A 15,077-nucleotide genomic window follows, 5' to 3' on the forward strand; every position below is an offset into this window, starting at 1 on the left:
ACGTAGTAAATTTACACCACCGATTATAGTAGCGACAGACTGGCACTTCCGGTCGGCTTCCTCCCCGCTCCGGCCCTTTTACTTTTGCGACGACACTCACTTATGGCACTTACCGATTTTGACCTGGTCCTGTTTGGCGGCAGCGGCGATTTAGCAATGCGCAAGTTGCTGCCTGCAATGTATGCGCGCGACGTCGCGAACGATTTGCCGCCGACGGCGCGCATCATCTGTGTAGGCCGCCAGGACAGCGGCCAGGATGCCTTCCTGAAGATGGTGGAGACCAACTCGCGCCCCCACATCAAGGCCAGCACCCTGAATGCCGCCACCTGGAGCAAATTCTGCGCGCGCATCGTGTACGTGTCGCTCAACGCCAGCGATGCGGCCACGTACGCGCCGCTGGTCGAAGCGCTGCGCGGCGATGCCGACCTGACGCGTGTGTACTACCTGGCGACGCCGCCGCATTTGTTCGCCCTCATCTGCGACAACCTGGAAGACAACGGCCTGGTCACGCCGAACTCGCGCGTGGTCCTGGAAAAACCGCTGGGCCGCGACCTGGCCAGCGCCAAGCAGATCAATGCCGAAGTGGGCAAGGTCTTCCAGGAATCGCAGATCTACCGTATCGACCATTACCTGGGCAAGGAAACCGTGCAGAACTTGCTGGCCCTGCGCTTCGGCAATATCCTGTTCGAACCGCTGTGGCGCCGTGAATGGATTTCCGACGTGCAGATCACCATCGCCGAAAAGCTGGGCGTAGGCAACCGCATGGGTTACTACGACACCTCGGGCGCGCTGCGCGACATGCTGCAGAATCATTTGCTGCAACTGCTGTGCATCGTCGCCATGGAACCGCCAACGTCGATCGCACCGGACGCCGTGCGCGATGAAAAACTGCAAGTGTTGCGCTCGCTGAAAAAATTCACGCCCACCACCCTGGCGCAAAACATCGTGCGCGGCCAGTACCGCGCCGGCCACGTCGACGGCGCCACCGTGCCGAGCTACCGCGACGAGCCGGATGCGCCGGAACATTCGCGCACCGAGACCTTCGTGGCGCTGAAGGCGGAAATCGACACCTGGCGCTGGGCCGGCGTGCCGTTCTACCTGCGCACGGGCAAGCGCATGGCCGACAGCCTGGCCGAGATCGTCGTGCGCTTCAAGCAGATTCCGCATTCGATCTTCAACCAGCCGACGTCCAGCTTCCAGCCGAACTGCCTGGTGATCCGTTTGCAGCCGGACGAAGGCTTGCGCATGAACCTGATGGCAAAAACCCCGGGCGACGGCATGCGTTTGAAACCGGCGGAACTGGAACTCGATTTCCGCGAATCGTTCAAGACCCCGCGCATGGACGCCTACGAGCGCCTGCTGCTCGACGTCCTGCGCGGCCAGCTGACCCTGTTCATGCGCGGCGACGAACTGGAAGCGGCCTGGGAATGGGTCGAACCGATTCTCGACAACTGGGAACAAAACGACAGTGCGCCGATTCCGTACACGGCCGGCACCTGGGGCCCGGCCGCGGCCAGCGCCCTGATCGGCCGCGATGGCTTGCAGTGGCGTGAAGAAGCGCTTCCTGAAGACTAGTTTGGAAGCGCAAGGAGTCTGGCCTTGCAAGGCCAGGCCGTTACGCAGGCACGGAGCTGTGCTCCGCGAAATCCCTGCTTCACCCCTGCCAGTATACTAGTTTGGAAGCGCAAGGAGTCTGGCCTTGTAAAGCCAGACCGTTACGCAGGCGTGGAGCGGTGCTCCACGAAACCCCTGCTTCACCGCTTCCCGAAAACAGAAGACTAATTTAATGCTGCTTGACTCCATCCGCACCCAGCTCGATTCGCTCTCCAAGTCGGAGAAGAAGGTCGCGCTGGCCGTGCTTGACCAGCCGAACCAGACGGTCAGCCAGAACATCACGGCGCTGGCGAAAAGCGCACAGGTGTCGGAACCGACCGTGGTGCGCTTTTGCCGCACGCTGGGCTACGACGGCTGGCATGAATTCAAGCTGAAGCTGGCCCAGGGCCTGGCCCTGGCCATGCCGGGCGCGAACGAGCAGCCGGCGCAGGACGACTTGGCGGCCGACCTGGTGAATAAAATCTGCAGCCGTTCGATCAACACCCTGCTCGACCTGCGCAACAACCTGAACCCGGAAGCGATCCAGCGCGCGCTCGACATCCTGTCGCGCGCCAGCAAGATCGAATTCTATGGCCAGGGCACCTCGGGCATCGTGGCGGCCGACGCGCAGCACAAGTTCTTCCGTTCGGGCGTACCGACGGTGGCCTACAGCGATCCGAACATCCACAGCATCGCCGCAGCCCTGCTGCGCGGCGGCGACTGCCTGGTGGCCATCTCGCAGCGCGGCAACAGCCCCGCCCTCGTGCGCTCCGTAAAACTGGCGCGCCGCGGCGGCGCCGACGTCGTCGTGCTGGCCCCATCGGGCACGCCGCTGGCCGACCTGGCGACCGTGCTGATCCCGATCGACCTGGTCTTCAACACCGACCCCTACACCCCGATTTCCGCCCGCCTGGCCTACCTGGTGGTGATCGACGTGCTGGCCGTGGGCCTGGCCCTGCAACGGGGCCCGGAGTTCCGCAAGAAGATGCAAAATGCGCAGAAAGCGCTGCAGGAATTCGACATGCAGTTCGACTCCTTCATCGGCTGATCCCCCATCGGCGCCAGCCTCGCTGGTGCCGTTCCTTATCCGAACGTCTCCATTGGACCAGGAGGTCCATTCCTTGATGTCACATGAGGAACCGATACACGCGCAGCCTTTGCATCGAAAGATCAGCCCACCATCCGTGTCTAAGAATTGGGATCCTTTGATTTCCCAGTGTGGCGTATCGGATGAGCAGTGCTATATCCGGGATAAATTGAAACCACAACCCGAACTTCGTCATTTGGAAAAAAATGGATATAGATACTTCCTGTTTCATCGTATTTTTCCACTTCCACCATTTTTTCTTTAATAATATGTTCTAGTCCATCCGGCATATCCCACCGCACCAGAACCATTATTCCGGGATACCACACTCTCGGGATAGAGGTGCAACAGATTTCTGCTCCCCCCGCCCCCCATCTGGCCATATCCGCGCCTCCGGCTCCATCCACCGACGCGGAGTAAATAAAATTCCCGGTATGGTTCACAATACCCACCTGCGCCGTCGCGGTAGGACTTGGGCGGGCTTCCTCGACCTGCCTGGCCTTGAACGCACAGCCGCTCAGCAGCAATGCAGCGCCAAGATAAATAATCCATTTCATGATTTTCACCTTGCAGAAAATGCTACGTAATTTTCACTTCACCGCTACATACGGCAATAGAAAATGGGGAAATGCCACGTGTGGATGCTTCAAGAAAGAAGTGATGGGAAGCGGTCCAGAAATGGAAATTTTATCGATCATCCTATCAAGGAAGATTGGCAGGTTTCCCGAAATGAAGAATAGGATGAGTTTTTCCACGACCTCCGGCATTTGACACAACAACTCTCACCTCGTCATTGGGGAAAAAGTGCATATAGATATCTCCAGGTTCATCGTATCTTTCCACTTCCACTATTTTTTCTTTGACAACGTCGGTATGCCCCTCCGGCATATTCCAACGCACCAAGACATTCATTCCCGGATACCACACTCGAGGAATGGATGTGCAGCAAATATTGGCAAGTCCCGCCCCCCATCTGGCCATATTTCCCCCTCCCGCTCCATCCACCGATGCGGAATAAATATATTTTCCCGTATGGTTCACAATACCCACCTGCGCCGTCGCGGTAGGACTTGGGCCGGCTTCCCCAACCTGCCTGGCCTTGAACGCACAGCCGCTCAGCAGCAAGGCAGTACCAAGATAAATAATCCATTTCATGATTTTCACCTTGCAAAAAATGCCACTTAGTTTTTCTACTTTACTGCCATATACGGCAATAAAAAATAGTGGACTGCCCATGCGTGGATGCTTCAAGAAAAAGTGCTGGGAAGCGGTCCAGAAATGAAAATTTTATCAATCATCCTATCAAGGAAGATTGTCAGGCTTCCCGGAATGAAGAATAGGATGAATTTTGCTAGGCCCTCCGGCATTTGATACAACCACTCTCACCTCGTCATTGGGAAAAAAATGCATATAAATATCTCCTGGCCTATCATATTTTTCCACTTCCACCATCCTTTCTTTGACAACGTCGGTATGCCCCTCAGGCATATTCCAACGCACCAAGACTTTCATTCCCGGATACCACACTCGAGGAATGGATGTGCAGCAAATATTGGCAAGTCCCGCCCCCCATCTGGCCATATTTCCCCCTCCTGCCCCATCCACCGACGCGGAATAAATATATTTTCCCGTATGATTCACGATGCCCACCTGGGCCGTCGCGGTAGGACTTGGGCCGGCTTCCTCAACCTGCCTAGCCTTGAACGCACAGCCGCTCAGCAGCAAGGCAGTGCCAAGATAAATAATCCATTTCATCATTTTTACCTTGCAAAAAAATGCCACGTAGTTTTTCTACTTCACTGCCACATACGGCAATAGAAAATAGGGGACTGCCCACGCGCGGACGCTTCAAGAAAAAGTGATGGGAAGCGGTCCAGAAAAAAAATTTTATCGATCATCCTATCAAGGAAGATTGGCAGGTTTTCCGGAATGAAGAATAGGATGATTTTTACTTTCGCCATCTATATTTGACACAACAACTCTCACCTTGTCATTCTCAAAAAAATGCATATAGATATCTCCTGGCCTATCATATTTTTCCACTTCCACCATCTTTTTTTTGATTACGTCGGTATGCCCCTCAGGCATATTCCACCGCACCAGAACCATCATCCCCGGATACCACACCCTCGGGATAGAGGCACAGCAAATTTCTGCCCCTCCCGCTCCCCACCTGGCCATATTGGCGCCTCCCGCCCCATCCACCGATGCGGAGTAAATATATTTCCCTGTATGATTCACAATTCCCACCTGAGCCGTCGCGGTAGGACTTGGGCCGGCTTCCTCAGCCTGTCTTGCCTTCAGGGCGCAGCCACTCAGCAACAAGACACCACCAAAAAAAATAATCCATTTCATAATTTTCCTTTTATAAAACTAATGGCCAATTGGATTGATCAAGCGTCGACGGCTAGAGAAAAAAGTACTGGGAAACGCTCCTGGAATGGAAATTTTATCAATCATCCTATCAAGGAAGATTGGCAGGTTTTCCGGAATGAAGAATAGGATGAGTTTTTCCACGACCTCCGGCATTTGACACAACAACTCTCACCTCGTCATTGGGGAAAAAGTGCATATAGATATCTCCAGGTTCATCGTATTTTTCCACTTCCACCATTTTTTCTTTGACAATATGTGTATGTTCTTCTGGCATATCCCACCGCACCAGGACTTTCATTCCCGGATACCACACTCGAGGAATGGATGTGCAGCAAATATTGGCAAGTCCCGCCCCCCATCTGGCCATATTTCCCCCTCCTGCCCCATCCACCGATGCGGAGTAAATAAATTCGCCCGTATGATTCACGATGCCCACCTGGGCCGTTGCGGTAGGACTTGGGCCGGCTTCCTCAACCTGCCTGGCCTTGAACGCACAGCCGCTCAGCAGCAAGGCAGTGCCAAGATAAATAATCCATTTCATCATTTTTACCTTGCAAAAAAATGCCACGTAGTTTTTCTACTTTACTGCCATATACGGCAATAGAAAATAAGGGACTGTCCACACGTGGATGCTTCAAGAAAAAATTGATGGGAAGCGGTCCAGAAATGAAAATTTTATCAATCATCCTATCAAGGAAGATTGGCAGGTTTTCCGGAATGAAGAATAGGATGAGTTTTTGCACCCCCTCCAGCATTTGATACAACAACTCTCACCTCATCATTGGGGAAGAAATGCATATAGATATCCCCGGGCTCATCGTATTTTTCCACTTCCACCATTTTTTCTTTGATAACGTCGGTACGCCCTTCAGGCATATTCCAACGCACCAAGACTTTCATTCCCGAATACCATACGCGCGGAATAGAAGCACAACAAACATCAGCCCCCCCCGCTCCCCATCTGGCCATATTCCCCCCTCCCGCGCCATCAACCGATGCGGAGTAAATTTACTTCCCCGTATGGTTCACAATACCCACCTGTGCTGTCGCGGTAGGACTTGGGCCGGCTTCCTTAACCTGCCTGCCTTGAGGGCACAGCCGCTCAGCAGCAAGGCAGTGCCAAGATAAATAATCCATTTCATCATTTTTACCTTGCAAAAAAATGCCACGTAGTTTTTCTACTTTACTGCCATATACGGCAATAGAAAATAAGGGACTGTCCACACGTGGATGCTTCAAGAAGAAATTGATGGGGAGCGGTCCAGAAATAAAAATTTTATCAATCATCCTATAAAGGAAGATTGGCAGGTTTTCCGGAATGAAGAATAGGATGAGTTTTTGCACCCCCTCCAGCATTTGACACAACCACTCTCACCTCGTCATTGGAAAAAAAATGCATATAGATATCACCCGGCTCATCGTATTTTTCCACTTCCACCATTTTTTCTTTAACAATATGCTTTAGTCCATCTGGCATGTCCCACCGCACCAGAACCATCATTCCCGGATACCACACTCGCGGGATAGAAGTACAACAAACATCGGCTCCCCCCGCTCCCCATCTGGCCATATTGGCTCCTCCCGCCCCATCCACCGATGCGGAGTAAATATATTCCCCCGTATGGTTCACAATACCTACCTGCGCTCCTGCCGTAGGACTTGGGCCTGCTTCCTTAAACTGCCTGGCCTTGAGGGCGCAACCACTCAGCAGCAAGACACTAAACAAGGCACTACCAAGATAAATAATCCATTTCATCATTTTTCCTTTTATCAAAGTAGGCAGTTGAAGGAACAAGCCTATGCAACCGAGCGCGCCGGCCAGAAATCGTCAGGCAGCGTGTCGAGTTCGGACAGGTAATTCGCACCCTGACGCTTCCGCCGCAACAGGCTGGCCATCGCAGGATGCAAGGTAAAATCATCGGCCAGCATCAAGGCCAGGGCGCTGAAATGCTGACGCTGGCCCGCCGCCTCGATGCCGCTGGCGTTTGCCACAAGCAAATGACGCGCCACGCGCGCGTGACACTCGGCCGGAGTGCCGGAATGAAACAGGTCCGGCTGCACATCATGCAGCTTGGCCAGGATGGCGTCGGCCTCGGCGATATCCACCAGGGCGGCAAAGGCGGCGGCACCTAGGGGGAATTTGTCAAACTCCGCCGGGATGGGCCTGGTCTGCGCCCTGTCAACTGACCAGGGAACCATCGCGCCACAGCGACCACCAGCGGTAGATCTGCGCAGACTGCGTTTGAGTCAAAGCTGCCAGCAAGGCCGGCAATGTGCGGCTATCGGCACAGCGCACGGGTAGCTCAAGGACTTGGCTTGACTTACGCCGTCTTCGCCTGCTCCACCGCATCGGCAGATCTGTGATGGGCCATCGCGATACCGCGCTGTTCCTTGTGCAAAACAGGCAGCATGCCCGCATACTGAGCGCCCGACGGCTTGAAGGTATCCGATCCCATATAAATTGAACGGAAACGCAAATAGCCACCTCCCAGGAGTCTGTTTTCGCGTCCGCCCTTGTCCGGCTCAATCGCATCCATTTCATTTTCGGTGCCTTTAACAGCTTTGTATCGCAGCAATTGCTCTTTTTCCTTTGTGCTCAAGCGATAGGGATTAGGCTTCCCAGGGTCTGCCTCCGGACCGCTCTCCCATTCACGGGCTCGCTCTTCCTGAGCCACAAGCAATTCCAGCGCATACCACAAGTCGGGAATGTCTTTCCCCAACGGTTTGAACCATGCGCGCGAGTCATGCACGAACTGCTCAAAAAAGTTATTTACTTCGGCGGGTGGTAACGGCTTGTCCCAAAATTCGGCGATAGGTTTCCATTCAGGATTACGGGGCTGCCCTCTACTATTGGTCGTACGCTGATCGATGCGCCACTTCTCAAAGCTCGCAACCTCTTCCTCCAGCTCTTTGTCCGCCATCGTGAGATCAGTAAAATCAAATTTCCCGCTTTTATAGCTTGTTGCCAGATTCTTGACATTCGGTAAGTCTCCCATCTTGCCTAGCATTTTCTTGCGCCACTGTATGTACAGCATGTGCTGGAATTCCATGATCGTATGCAGCCGCAATGAGGGTTCAGCGCCTTGCTGCGCATGGCAAAAGCCGATATACGCATTGAAGGTGGCTATTGTGCGCGGATCGATGCGAAAGGCCCGCTTCGTCTTTTCACTGGCCTCTTCCAGCTTCAGCGGCACCCCAGCCACGCGCGCCGCCCGGTACATCGTGGCCAACGTAATGCGCGACATCAAGTCGCCTCCGCTTGGATCTGTGCCGCGCCCTTGCTCTCGCGGCAAATAGCCGCCTCCGATGTCCGAATGAACGCCAGGAAAAACAATTTCCGTGCAATTAGGGGGAATATTGCCCAGATGAGCAACGGAGTCCAAGGGAAAAGACCGGCGCACTTCATGCGCCGACACCAGGTGCAGGCACTTGGTTGGCCCCGGTGCCGTGGGTATTTTGAGCGACACTTCAGTGTCGGCCCAGCCGCCATGTCCGTCCACCATCCTGTTCGGGAGAGGCACTGAAGCCGCCAAGCCAACCGAAGCGACGGTATCGAACAGGCCCATAAAATCAAACGTCACCTCAATGGTGCCAATACTTAACTTGCGCGTCTCGAAGTCCTCGATAACGGCCAGTTGCGCAGCCTGGTTGCATAGTTGCGCATCCAGCTGGCATAACCAGATAAACCAGTTGGCAAACGCGCGCGCTTCGGCCGCGCCGCGCGAAAAACCGAACATCGACACGAAAATATTGATCACCCTGCCTTTCTTGGCATCTTTCCCCGGCGCCCGAACCGGTACAAATGGCCGCAAATTGCTGTGCAACTTTTGCAAAGCTTGCGTAAAAGCGTTCTCCAATGCAGGTGAAGGCTGCACTTTGCTGGGCAAACTGAGCGTATTGAAGCCCTCTTTAAACGATTTATCGTCCACCAAGGGGGCATCGGTATAATATCTGTGCACATTATTGAGTGCTTCCACCAATGCCCAGATGATGCGATTCTCGCCCTTGTAGGCAAAAGCCAGACCGCGCGCCCGGTCGCTGGTGAGGATGCTAAATCCCTCGCCCGTATCGCCAACCTCGTCGAAGCGTGTGCCGACCCCGGGGACGTAGGTGCGGAAATAACTCTTGTGGTATTTTTTTTCCAAGTCCGGCCAGGCATCGCTGCCATGCGTGTCTTTACCACCGGGAAATGCGTGATACAAACGTGCCACATTACTATGCGAATGAAATGCCAGATCCCGTTTCATATTATTATTGGTACCGTCGAAAAAAAAGCCGAAAAACAGATTGACATCACATGGCGGAGGGAAACCTGGAAGTGGGCATTCACGTTCCCTTGCAAAATCACTAAGAATTGGTTTTTCATTTTTCGCGTCAAAAAAAACAATGAAATCAGAAGGATCATTTTTTATAGCTGGATAAATATCAACTAAAAAAGCAGTCATTTATCATTTTCCTCAAGAAGATTAATAAGCTTTTTACTATATTCAATTGCCCCCTTCAATCTCATCAACTCTACAGGAGTTAGGTCACTCACATCGCCATCTAATGCATTCTCCATAGAATGTAGAACAGCCTTTTCTCTTTTTATTTTTTCCTTGCGGCGTTCATCCCGATACTCCTTCGTCGGTACCGGATACCCCTTGATTTTTCCCGGCCACTCCGGTCGGCTCGGTCCGTAAAGCGACACTACGGCTCCCACGCTGCCATCTTAATAGACGATCAGCCAGATATCACCTCCCTTCCCATCCGGATACGGTGGCACACTGACCGTCTCGCGATGAAAGGTTGGGTCCGGGGACAACTGATAGACCACCACCACCTTCAAATCCGCATGCCACTTTTCCGGCACGCTGAAACAGCATATCGACCCGCCCTGCCCGTATGGACGGATCGAATCGCCACCGCCGCCGCTGTTGGTATTGCCAGGATTTTCAACCGCGATGTAATCGACTTCGCGCGAAGAATAATTCAGCGCCTGAATGCTCGCGGCCATGGCGACGCCGGGTAAGCTTACGGCCAGCAAAAGACCTCGCCATAGTTGGCTCTTGAGTAACGTATTCATGGTTACATCCCTATGCATAAATGGCCAAGACTCAGCGCGCGTGCCTTGACGCCCTTACTAACGTTCAGTTGCGTATCCAGTTTGCATAGCCAAACGTCACTGCCATGCGTATCTTTACCGCTAGGAAATGCACGATACAAGCGCGCCACATTGCTGTGCGAGTGAAACGGCACATCCCACTCCATATTATTGTTGGTGCCATCGAAGAAGAAGCCGAAAAACAGATTGACATCACATGGGGGCGGGATGCCGGGAAGTGGGCACTCACGCTTCTTCATAAATTCTATAATTTCATCCATTTCATTAATTCCGTCAAAAAAACGGTCCTTGCCAGATGGATAATTTTTATCCACAGAATAGCTATCGACCAAAAAATCTGTCATCGCACATTCCCTTCTAAACTTTGGACAACTTTTTTTTGAAATTCAATAATTTCTTTTTTTTCTTTTATCTTTTCGTCTGACAGAGTATAAAAATCACGCTGCAATCTTTTTTCCAAAAAAACGAGCGTATTTCTCTCTCTTTAGTTTATCCTTACGACGCTCATTCCGATACTCCTTCGTCGGCACCGGATACCCCTTGATTTTTCCCGGCCACTCCGGTCGGCTCGGTCCGTAAAGCGACACCACGGCTCCCACGCTGCCATCTTCATAGACGATCAGCCAGATATCACCTCCCTTCCCATCCGGATACGGTGGAACACTGACCGTCTCGCGATGAAAGGTCGGGTCCGGGGACAACTGATAAACCACCACGACCTTCAAATCCGCATGCCACTTTTCCGGCACGCTGAAACAGCATATCGATCCGCCCTGCCCGTATGGACGGATCGAATCACCACCGCCGCCGCTGTTGGTATTGCCAGGATTTTCAACCGCGATGTAATCGACTTCGCGCGAAGAATAATTCAGCGCCTGAATGCTCGCGGCCATGGCGACGCCGGGTAAACATGCGGCCAGCAAGAGGCCTCGCCACAGCCACTGTCTGAACAAGACAATCATGACTTTGTCTCCACCGATAACGTCGACACATCGACAGAGGATCGCTCTGCCAGCCATAGTTCAAACAATGCAGCTGGCACTTGTGCCTGTGCAGGTTCAGCTAGCCAGGACACAAGTTGCGGCTGTGCTTGCAGGCCTGGATTTTCGAGGCCAAATATACATACGTCAAATCGATCTGGCGGTGCTTCGAGCCGTGCATGATCGGCACAATCCAGCCAATATTCGACCAGGGCATGGGCGTGTTCCGCAGTATGGGGCTCTAACAAGTGAGGACTGGTCGCGCGCACTTGGAACAGGATACCGTCGCCTTCCGCCGCGCGCATCAGTTGAGCGCATTGCTGCTCGCTTAACGATATGCCAACCGCCGCCGGAAGCGCCTCACCAGGCAAGGTCAAGTCACCCCAGTCGCCGTTACGCGTGACATATTGCCAATGGTGTGCCGGCCCACAAAGCTGGCCCAACTGCTGCGCCGTCAATATCTTGAAAAGCTGCGGCAAAATGCGGGTATCGGCAAACGACAATGCCACCGTATAGTCGGCGGCGTCAACAATGCACCATGCTGCCAAGCGGGCCGCCAGTTGGCTCAACGGCTCCGGCGTGACGATCAAACTGAGCGCCGGATGACCATTGGCTTTCTCAAGCAGTCGTTCCCAAGTAAAACGACCTGCATCGCGAAACTCAACCAGCAGCGGAGAAACTGTCAAAGTTTCTTCATCAGCACATGGCGTACCGGCAAACAGCAACTCATATTGCAGGTGCTGCGCACGCTTAAGCAATGGATAACACGACTCGTCAAAAACGCCATCGACCAGCGCATATGTATGCGCGTCGGGAAATTGGCAGCGAAACGCCTGCAAGCGCGTATGCAATGATGCTTTCCAATCAGCGGGAAACATATTAATACTCACCTATTCATACTCCTTTAACGGATATTTTTGGCTGATCACTCATTCACCATAGAAAAAGGCGAACCTGATTTGGCGGCATTAAGCCTGCATCGTTTGCATATGGAACGGGAAAATCTGGGCAATGGATAAGCCAACCGTTCCGGCCCGATAAAACTCTTCTTGCCGGCATGTACCGTGATCTTGCCGGGACATTGAACGGTGATGTTGCCGCCCTCGATCGTGATATTCGCGCCGCCCGCCGTCGACAGACGGATGCTCTTGGCCGCCGCCCAGTCGATGTGCGCGGCGGCGCTGACGATATTGACTTCCTCGCGCGCCTGCACGTTGAGCACGTCGGCCTGCGCCTGCAGGTCGATGGCCTGCTTGGCTGCGATCAGCTGCAGGCCGATATTGTTCTCGCCCGCCTTGACCACGCCGGCCAGGGCGCCGATGGCCTGGCCGCTGTGCACGCGCAGCTGGCCGCCGCCGACGAACTGGGTGTCCAGCCCGCTCATCAGGGAGGTGGTTTCGCCATTCGCCAGCTGGATATCCTGGCTCGCCAGCACGCCCAGACCGGCGCGGGCGGCGATGGCGATGATGGCGTCGCTGCTGTGCGGCAGCTTGTCGTCGCCGGGGCTGGTCGGCTTGCCCGCCGCGTCGCGCCTGGCGGCGGCCGTATCGTCCTGGCTCAGCATGCCGGAGACGCTGGTCAGAAACGCTGGCAAGGGCGCCGCCTTTTCGTCCAGCACGCTGGCATTCGCCTTGGCCGGGCCCAGGTGGCTGGCGTACGCGACCGTCTTATGCGTGACGGCGGCGGCGCTGAAGGTTTCGCCCAGCTTGGCGGCCTGCTTGAGCAAGACCATGCCCGGCGCATTGTCGCCGGCCGGATCGCGCGCCTGCGCGTCATGGTTGACGAGGTAGCTGGAAATCAGGAGTCCGGCACCAGCCCGCACGGCGCCATAAGCGTCGGTGCGTAGCTCGGCGCCCGTGCCGCGCAGGCTGCCCCGGTAATTGTCGGCCGCATGGATCAGGTGGCCAAGATTGAGTTCGCTTGCCGCATGGCTGCTCTTGAGCTGGATGCGCCCCTGCTGATCGGTATCGTCGAACAGCAGCTGGTTGTAACCGGTGGAGCCGAACTCCTTGCTGCGGATACCCCATTGCGCCGCGCCGTTGCGGTGGCCGGCGCTGCCCCCAGCCGCGCCATGCCAGACCGGGCTGTTGCCGCCCGCCACGTTGCCCTGCGCCGACGGCGCATGGTCACGCGCCGGGTCGAATACGCTGGCGTCCGCGGGCTTGTCCGTGATGCCGCCCGGCGTGGGTGCGACACCGCCCTCGCCCTGCCCGTTGTACAGGGCGCCGACGATGAGGGGCCGGTCGATATCGTTTTCCAGGAATTGCACCAGCACTTCCTGGCCGATGCGCGGCAGAAACTGGCTGCCCATGCCGCCGCCGGCCGAGCGCTGCGCCACGCGCACCCAGCAGGTGGCGCTACCCTCCTGCTGCCAGTGGAAACGGATGCGCACCCGGCCCAGCTTGTCGCAATGGATCTCGCTGCCGCCGCTGGCGCCGCCGTCGGCACCGACCACGATGGCGCTCTGGCTGCCGCAGGCCGTCGGCTTCGGATGGTGGCGCGCGTCGTTGCCGTCATGCACAGGCCGCCATGGCGTTGCGGCGGCAATCATCTCGATGCAGTTGGCGTAACCGCTGGCTTGCGCCTGGGCGATCGCGGCGGCAAAGTCGGAAAAACCATCGCCCAACCCGGACATGGCTTCGTCCAGCAGTTCGGGCACCGGGCCGAACAGTTCAGCCAGCGCCTGCGACGCGGGCGCCGGCAGGTTGTTGATGCCGATGCTGGCCACCCGGAGCACGACATAGTCGGACGCGGCACCGTCGGCCTGCGGCAACGGTCCCTGCGTCAGGGTAAACCGCGTGCCGGCGCGCAAGGTGCGTACTGTCGAGCGCGCCTGCCACAACTGGGCGCGCGCTTCGTGGGCCTGCATCTGCAAGGCGGCATAGTGCTGTGCCTGCGCGCCATTCGCATACCAGTACTGGCCCGGCGTATCGTAACTTTCCAGCACGGGGGCATGCTTGCCGCCGATGGCCATATTCGTCGGCACGCTGGCGGCGACCGCCTTCTTGGCCTTGTAATCGTAGCTCAGCACGCTACTCAGCCCGACGTGCAGGCTGCGCCGCGCGCACAGCGCCTGCACGCTGTCGCTCGCTTCGCCGGCCCTGGCGCCATGAAAGCGCAAGCCACCGCCTTGCGCGCTGCTGGCGTCCTCGGGCGTGGCGCACGGCTGGCTGCTGTCGGCGAACAAAATCAATGTGTGCGCGTCGAAGCGCCAGGCGATGCCCTCTTCCGTCAGCAGCCGGCGCACGAAATCGTAGTCCGTTTCCCGGTATTGGCAGCAATAGCTGCGCTCGCCCGCCTGCTGCATGCACTGCGCCACTTCGTCGCTCCATTGCCACAGGGCATGCGGCGCATAGGCTTGCAATACCTCGTCGACGATGGCCGTCACGCTCCGATCTTGCCAGACGCGGCTGTTACGCACTTGCGTCAGCAGCCACAGCCAAGGCGTAATGCGCAGCCGGTAGCGCGCCAGGCCGCCATTGCTGCCCAGCATGGCCGCTACGCTGATATAGCCGGAAAACTGCGTGCGCGTGCCGTCGGCCAGGCTGATATGCAGGCTGGCCGGCTGGCCCAGCAGGGACGCCAGCGCAACATGGGCGTTGGTGGACAAGGCGATAATCTCGCGCGCGCCAACCTCCTGCAGCCGTTCATCGGCGGCAAAGGCTTCGACCAGCAAGCCGCCGTCCTGGCCGTCGTCGCCAATGGACAATGCATACAGGCGTGTCGCGCCATTGAAGGCGGCTACCGCGCTAACGATATCTTGTGTCAAAGGATGCTCTTCATCTGGAAAATGGCATCGCACATTACTTATCAAAACAATGTGCAAAATAAACAAGTCCAGGCAATTATGCGCGAGTTCTCAAAAAAGCAAGATTCAATTGAACAAGTAGTGCGCGGGAAGACAATAGTCGAGGCTTCATGCAAGGGATTCGGTACA

Annotated in this window: 18 protein-coding genes; 2 read left to right on the plus strand and 16 right to left on the minus strand. The window is 55.7% G+C overall.

Annotation, left to right across the window (positions count from 1 at the left end; all coding sequences use genetic code 11):
- Positions 1 to 102 precede the first annotated feature (102 nt).
- A complete protein-coding gene (gene zwf, locus ACQ4WY_RS08200) occupies positions 103 to 1,575 on the plus strand; it encodes a glucose-6-phosphate dehydrogenase (RefSeq protein WP_034750861.1) in 1,473 nt (490 codons plus the stop codon).
- A 211-nt stretch (positions 1,576 to 1,786) separates the two neighbouring features.
- Positions 1,787 to 2,641, plus strand: coding sequence for an SIS domain-containing protein (locus ACQ4WY_RS08205; RefSeq protein ID WP_034750862.1), 855 nt, complete (start codon positions 1,787 to 1,789; stop codon positions 2,639 to 2,641).
- A 140-nt stretch (positions 2,642 to 2,781) separates the two neighbouring features.
- Here ACQ4WY_RS08205 and ACQ4WY_RS08210 read toward each other — a convergent pair whose 3' ends face one another.
- From ACQ4WY_RS08210 to ACQ4WY_RS08285, 16 genes are all read right to left on the minus strand, one after another.
- On the minus strand, positions 2,782 to 3,237 hold the full coding sequence (locus ACQ4WY_RS08210) for a DUF3304 domain-containing protein (protein WP_436503574.1): 456 nt from the start codon (positions 3,235 to 3,237) through the stop codon (positions 2,782 to 2,784).
- Positions 3,238 to 3,382: 145 nt separating this feature from the next.
- Positions 3,383 to 3,916 carry a DUF3304 domain-containing protein gene (locus ACQ4WY_RS08215; RefSeq protein ID WP_436503575.1) on the minus strand — a complete coding sequence of 178 codons (534 nt, stop codon included), beginning with the start codon at positions 3,914 to 3,916 and terminating at the stop codon, positions 3,383 to 3,385.
- Positions 3,917 to 3,982: 66 nt separating this feature from the next.
- Positions 3,983 to 4,438, minus strand: coding sequence for a DUF3304 domain-containing protein (locus tag ACQ4WY_RS08220; protein WP_436503576.1), 456 nt, complete (start codon positions 4,436 to 4,438; stop codon positions 3,983 to 3,985).
- Between the two features lie 144 nt (positions 4,439 to 4,582).
- Complete coding sequence (locus tag ACQ4WY_RS08225) at positions 4,583 to 5,035, minus strand: DUF3304 domain-containing protein (protein WP_436503578.1); 453 nt, start codon at positions 5,033 to 5,035, stop codon at positions 4,583 to 4,585.
- Between the two features lie 109 nt (positions 5,036 to 5,144).
- Positions 5,145 to 5,600: a DUF3304 domain-containing protein gene (locus ACQ4WY_RS08230; protein ID WP_436503579.1), complete on the minus strand. Its 456-nt coding sequence runs from the start codon at positions 5,598 to 5,600 to the stop codon at positions 5,145 to 5,147.
- A 146-nt stretch (positions 5,601 to 5,746) separates the two neighbouring features.
- Positions 5,747 to 6,064, minus strand: a complete 318-nt coding sequence (locus tag ACQ4WY_RS08235; protein ID WP_436504415.1) for a DUF3304 domain-containing protein — start codon at positions 6,062 to 6,064, stop codon at positions 5,747 to 5,749.
- Complete coding sequence (locus ACQ4WY_RS08240; RefSeq protein WP_436504452.1) at positions 6,065 to 6,400, minus strand: hypothetical protein; 336 nt, start codon at positions 6,398 to 6,400, stop codon at positions 6,065 to 6,067.
- The gene (locus ACQ4WY_RS08245; protein ID WP_436503580.1) at positions 6,345 to 6,815 is read right to left on the minus strand and encodes a DUF3304 domain-containing protein; all 471 of its coding nucleotides are present in this window, start codon (positions 6,813 to 6,815) and stop codon (positions 6,345 to 6,347) included. Before ACQ4WY_RS08245 ends, ACQ4WY_RS08240 begins: the two co-directional genes overlap by 56 nt.
- Before the next feature lie 38 nt (positions 6,816 to 6,853).
- Positions 6,854 to 7,162 (minus strand): hypothetical protein, encoded by a 309-nt coding sequence (locus ACQ4WY_RS08250; RefSeq protein ID WP_436503581.1) that lies wholly within the window; start codon positions 7,160 to 7,162, stop codon positions 6,854 to 6,856.
- 215 nt (positions 7,163 to 7,377) lie between these two features.
- On the minus strand, positions 7,378 to 9,501 hold the full coding sequence (locus ACQ4WY_RS08255; protein ID WP_436503582.1) for a T6SS phospholipase effector Tle1-like catalytic domain-containing protein: 2,124 nt from the start codon (positions 9,499 to 9,501) through the stop codon (positions 7,378 to 7,380).
- Positions 9,498 to 9,746: a hypothetical protein gene (locus ACQ4WY_RS08260; RefSeq protein ID WP_436503583.1), complete on the minus strand. Its 249-nt coding sequence runs from the start codon at positions 9,744 to 9,746 to the stop codon at positions 9,498 to 9,500. The genes ACQ4WY_RS08255 and ACQ4WY_RS08260 overlap by 4 nt, the downstream gene beginning before the upstream one ends.
- A gap of 21 nt (positions 9,747 to 9,767) precedes the next feature.
- Entirely contained in the window at positions 9,768 to 10,121 is a 354-nt protein-coding gene (locus tag ACQ4WY_RS08265; RefSeq protein ID WP_436503584.1) for a DUF3304 domain-containing protein, read from the minus strand.
- A gap of 2 nt (positions 10,122 to 10,123) precedes the next feature.
- Positions 10,124 to 10,504 (minus strand): hypothetical protein, encoded by a 381-nt coding sequence (locus tag ACQ4WY_RS08270; protein ID WP_436503585.1) that lies wholly within the window; start codon positions 10,502 to 10,504, stop codon positions 10,124 to 10,126.
- 93 nt (positions 10,505 to 10,597) lie between these two features.
- Entirely contained in the window at positions 10,598 to 11,122 is a 525-nt protein-coding gene (locus ACQ4WY_RS08275) for a DUF3304 domain-containing protein (protein WP_436503586.1), read from the minus strand.
- Positions 11,119 to 12,030, minus strand: coding sequence for a DUF4123 domain-containing protein (locus ACQ4WY_RS08280; protein WP_436503587.1), 912 nt, complete (start codon positions 12,028 to 12,030; stop codon positions 11,119 to 11,121). Before ACQ4WY_RS08280 ends, ACQ4WY_RS08275 begins: the two co-directional genes overlap by 4 nt.
- 35 nt (positions 12,031 to 12,065) lie before the next feature.
- Positions 12,066 to 14,909 carry a type VI secretion system Vgr family protein gene (locus ACQ4WY_RS08285; protein WP_436503588.1) on the minus strand — a complete coding sequence of 948 codons (2,844 nt, stop codon included), beginning with the start codon at positions 14,907 to 14,909 and terminating at the stop codon, positions 12,066 to 12,068.
- Positions 14,910 to 15,077 lie beyond the last annotated feature (168 nt).

The organism is Janthinobacterium salmonicoloratum, from assembly GCF_051380845.1.
Taxonomy (GTDB): domain Bacteria; phylum Pseudomonadota; class Gammaproteobacteria; order Burkholderiales; family Burkholderiaceae_D; genus Janthinobacterium; species Janthinobacterium lividum_F.

Coding starts and splice junctions, on each gene's coding strand:
- zwf (WP_034750861.1), top strand. CDS start 103: ATGGCACTTACCGATTTTGACCTGGTCCTGTTTGGCGGCAGCGGCGAT.
- ACQ4WY_RS08205 (WP_034750862.1), top strand. CDS start 1,787: ATGCTGCTTGACTCCATCCGCACCCAGCTCGATTCGCTCTCCAAGTCG.
- ACQ4WY_RS08210 (WP_436503574.1), bottom strand. CDS start 3,237: ATGAAATGGATTATTTATCTTGGCGCTGCATTGCTGCTGAGCGGCTGT.
- ACQ4WY_RS08215 (WP_436503575.1), bottom strand. CDS start 3,916: ATGGGCAGTCCACTATTTTTTATTGCCGTATATGGCAGTAAAGTAGAA.
- ACQ4WY_RS08220 (WP_436503576.1), bottom strand. CDS start 4,438: ATGATGAAATGGATTATTTATCTTGGCACTGCCTTGCTGCTGAGCGGC.
- ACQ4WY_RS08225 (WP_436503578.1), bottom strand. CDS start 5,035: ATGAAATGGATTATTTTTTTTGGTGGTGTCTTGTTGCTGAGTGGCTGC.
- ACQ4WY_RS08230 (WP_436503579.1), bottom strand. CDS start 5,600: ATGATGAAATGGATTATTTATCTTGGCACTGCCTTGCTGCTGAGCGGC.
- ACQ4WY_RS08245 (WP_436503580.1), bottom strand. CDS start 6,815: ATGATGAAATGGATTATTTATCTTGGTAGTGCCTTGTTTAGTGTCTTG.
- ACQ4WY_RS08255 (WP_436503582.1), bottom strand. CDS start 9,501: ATGACTGCTTTTTTAGTTGATATTTATCCAGCTATAAAAAATGATCCT.
- ACQ4WY_RS08265 (WP_436503584.1), bottom strand. CDS start 10,121: ATGAATACGTTACTCAAGAGCCAACTATGGCGAGGTCTTTTGCTGGCC.
- ACQ4WY_RS08270 (WP_436503585.1), bottom strand. CDS start 10,504: ATGACAGATTTTTTGGTCGATAGCTATTCTGTGGATAAAAATTATCCA.
- ACQ4WY_RS08275 (WP_436503586.1), bottom strand. CDS start 11,122: ATGATTGTCTTGTTCAGACAGTGGCTGTGGCGAGGCCTCTTGCTGGCC.